Here is a 3,001-nt window from a genome sequence, read left to right as displayed (position 1 = left end):
AGCCTATGGTTTGGGTTCGATTCCCTTTGGCTTTCTCCTGGTGAAATATGTCCTGGCCCGGGGGGTTGACATTCGGACCGTCGGCAGTGGCAATGTGGGGGCAACCAATGTCAGCCGTGTCGCTGGATTGAGCGGCGGGTTATTGACCTTGCTCCTCGATGCAGGCAAGGGAGCTGCCGGAGTGATACTAGCCGGCCATCTGACCGATCAGGAGAGCGAATGGATGGGTGTGGCGGCCATGATGACTATTGTCGGCCATGTTTTCCCCATCTGGCTGAAAGGGCGCGGGGGCAAGGGGGTCGCCACCGGATTCGGAGCTTTCCTCGTCATCTCCCCCCTTGCGATGGCGTGCGCTCTGGCCGTGTGGGTTGTCATGGTCGGCTGGAAACGATACGTCTCGCTGGGTTCCATCACAGCCGCCGCATCAGCTCCGCTATTGATCTGGATCGTCGAGAGTAACTTCTTCCATCGGGAAACTGCCGACATTCTGCCGGGACTGGTCGCGGTCACCCTCGGCAGCGCGCTCATTATCGCCAGGCATCGGGAGAATATCCGCAGATTGCTTCAAGGGAGCGAGCACAAGTTTGGTTCTCGCGTGAGCGTGCGCTCGTGACGGAACGAGACTATCGTGGAGGAAGAAGGAACGCGATGACCCCGGTGGCGATCATCGGTGCAGGGAGTTGGGGAACGGCGCTGGCTTTCGTGCTGGCGACAAACGGTCATCGCGTTCGACTCTGGGCCCATAATCCCTCCATTGCCCATGCGATCAATGAGACCCGGGAAAATCCGGTTTATCTACAGGGGCTCTCATTGCCTCGGCAGGTTCAGGCGACGGATCTGCTCGACGAGGCTGTGGACGGTGCGGATGTGGTTATCACGGCGGTTCCGTCTCATGCCTGTCGCCACGTGTTCGCAGCCATGCGCCCCTTTGTTCATCCACGCATGATTTTCGTCAGCGCAACGAAGGGAATCGAAACCGATACGCAGATGCGCATGTCCGAGGTTCTCCGGGATGTCCTTCGAGATGATTTTGAACCGCGCCTGGCGGTTCTCTCCGGGCCGAGTTTCGCGCAGGAAGTCGTGCGCGGTGATCCGACGGCGATTGTGGTCGCATCATCGCAGCCGGAGTATGCTGAGAAGGTTCAGCGGCTACTCTCCTCGGCCTCGTTGCGGCTGTATACGAGTCTTGATGTCATCGGTGTCGAGGTGGGCGGAGCGGTGAAAAATGTAATCGCCATTGCTGCCGGAGTTGTCGCCGGGCTGGGGTGGGGCTCCAATAGTGTGGCGGCGCTCATCACGCGAGGTCTAGCGGAGATGACGCGGCTGTGCGTGGCGCTCGGCGGCCGGGCCGAGACGATGGCGGGGCTGGCGGGAGTTGGTGATCTCGTGCTGACCTGCACGGGTAATCTCTCCCGGAATCGCTATGTGGGCATCGAGCTGGCGCGGGGGCGAGCTTTAAGCGATATCCTTGCGTCTATGCGGATGGTTGCTGAGGGTGTGACCACGACGCGTGCCGTCCATGCCCTCGGTCAACGGTATGAGATCGAGATGCCGATCACGGCCAGCGTTCACGCCATCCTCTACGAAGGCAAAGATCCTCGCCAGGCCGCCAGCGAGTTGATGGAGCGCCCACTGCGACGCGAGATGTGACAGACGCCTATGCCAGAAAAGATCATCGCAACCAATCGCCAGGCGTACCACAATTACGATCTCCTGGAAACCTATGAGTGCGGCGTTGCCCTCACCGGGACGGAGGTCAAATCCATCCGCGAGGGACGCATTAATCTTAAAGACGGGTATGCGATCATCCGCAACGGTGAGGCATGGCTGGTCGGCGTCCATATCAGTCCGTACAGTCACGGCGGGCGACTCAATCATGATCCCACCCGCATGCGCAAACTGCTATTGCATAAGTCGGAGATCATGCGGCTTTACGGCAAGGTGCGGGAACGGGGCCTGACGCTCATCCCCACCCGATGTTACTTGAAAAATGGCAAGGTCAAATTTGAAGTCGCTCTCGCCCGGGGTAAAAAACTTCATGACAAGCGCCAGACGGAACTGCGTCGGACCATCGAACGCGAGACCATGAAGATGGTCAAGGAAAGGAGATGAAGCGTTATGAAGATCAGGTCGTCCATTGGAAAATTTCACGAGCTTGATCTAGACGTTCTCGTGACGAGTGTTTTTGAGGGAGAAGGGCTGGAAGACCAACTGCTTCGGGAACTCGACAGCCGTTCGGGCGGTCTTCTCTCGAAGGTGCAGGCGTCCGGTGAGCTGAAAGGGAAACCGGGAGAGACCGTCTACCTCGTTCCCGCGTCAGAGAAGCTGGCCGCGCGACGGCTTCTGCTGGTCGGTGCGGGCAAGAGGGAAGAAGCCAATTTTGATGCGTTGCGACAGGTGGGAGGAACGGCGGTGCGGTTCTCCCGACAGCGGGGACTGCGGAGTTTGGGTTTTGTCCTTCGCCCCACGCTCGACCTGGAACGGACCGCCCAGGCCGTCGTGGAAGGGGTCATCCTCGGTCAGTTCGACCCCGGGACCTACAAAACTCAGGAGAAGGAGGAGCGGCAGGTTGAAGAGCTGGTGCTGAGCGCCGAGAGTGGGAGGGCGGAAATTGATCGGGGCATCGAACGTGGCTCGATTCTGGCCAAGGCGACGAATTTCGCCCGCAACCTCGTGAACGAGCCGGCGTCGGTGCTCACGCCGAGGGAGATGGCCAAGCGCGCTGAGGATATGGCGAGTCGGTATGGACTGGACATCACCGTGCTTGATGAAAAGCAGATGAAGGAATTGGGTATGGGGGCGATCCTGGGCGTCGCGCAAGGTAGCGACGAGCCGGCTCGAATGATCGTCCTCCGCTATGTTCCTCAGGAGGGGAAGGGACTCGCTGGAGAACTCGTCGCGCTCGTGGGAAAGGGAATCACGTTCGATTCCGGCGGGATCTCTCTCAAGACGCCGGAAGGAATGGAGCGCATGAAATACGACATGGCGGGTGGAGCAGCCG

Annotated in this window: 4 protein-coding genes; all 4 read left to right on the top strand. The window is 59.6% G+C overall.

Translation table 11 applies throughout. From position 1 onward, the window contains the following. The coding region (gene plsY, locus VNM72_11835; protein HXF06089.1) for a glycerol-3-phosphate 1-O-acyltransferase PlsY at positions 1–613 on the top strand (613 nt) is incomplete at its 5' end. A 35-nt stretch (positions 614–648) separates the two neighbouring features. Then, a complete protein-coding gene (locus VNM72_11830) occupies positions 649–1,650 on the top strand; it encodes an NAD(P)H-dependent glycerol-3-phosphate dehydrogenase (protein ID HXF06088.1) in 1,002 nt (333 codons plus the stop codon). Positions 1,651–1,659: 9 nt separating this feature from the next. Next, positions 1,660–2,112, top strand: coding sequence for an SsrA-binding protein SmpB (gene smpB / locus VNM72_11825; GenBank protein HXF06087.1), 453 nt, complete (start codon positions 1,660–1,662; stop codon positions 2,110–2,112). Positions 2,113–2,118: 6 nt separating this feature from the next. Continuing rightward, the coding region (locus tag VNM72_11820) for a M17 family peptidase N-terminal domain-containing protein (GenBank protein HXF06086.1) at positions 2,119–3,001 on the top strand (883 nt) is incomplete at its 3' end.

Source organism: Blastocatellia bacterium (genome assembly GCA_035573895.1).
Lineage (GTDB): Bacteria > Acidobacteriota > Blastocatellia > HR10 > HR10 > DATLZR01.
The sequence above is the reverse complement of the archived record's forward strand: the minus strand, read 5'-3'. Positions and strand labels throughout refer to the sequence as shown.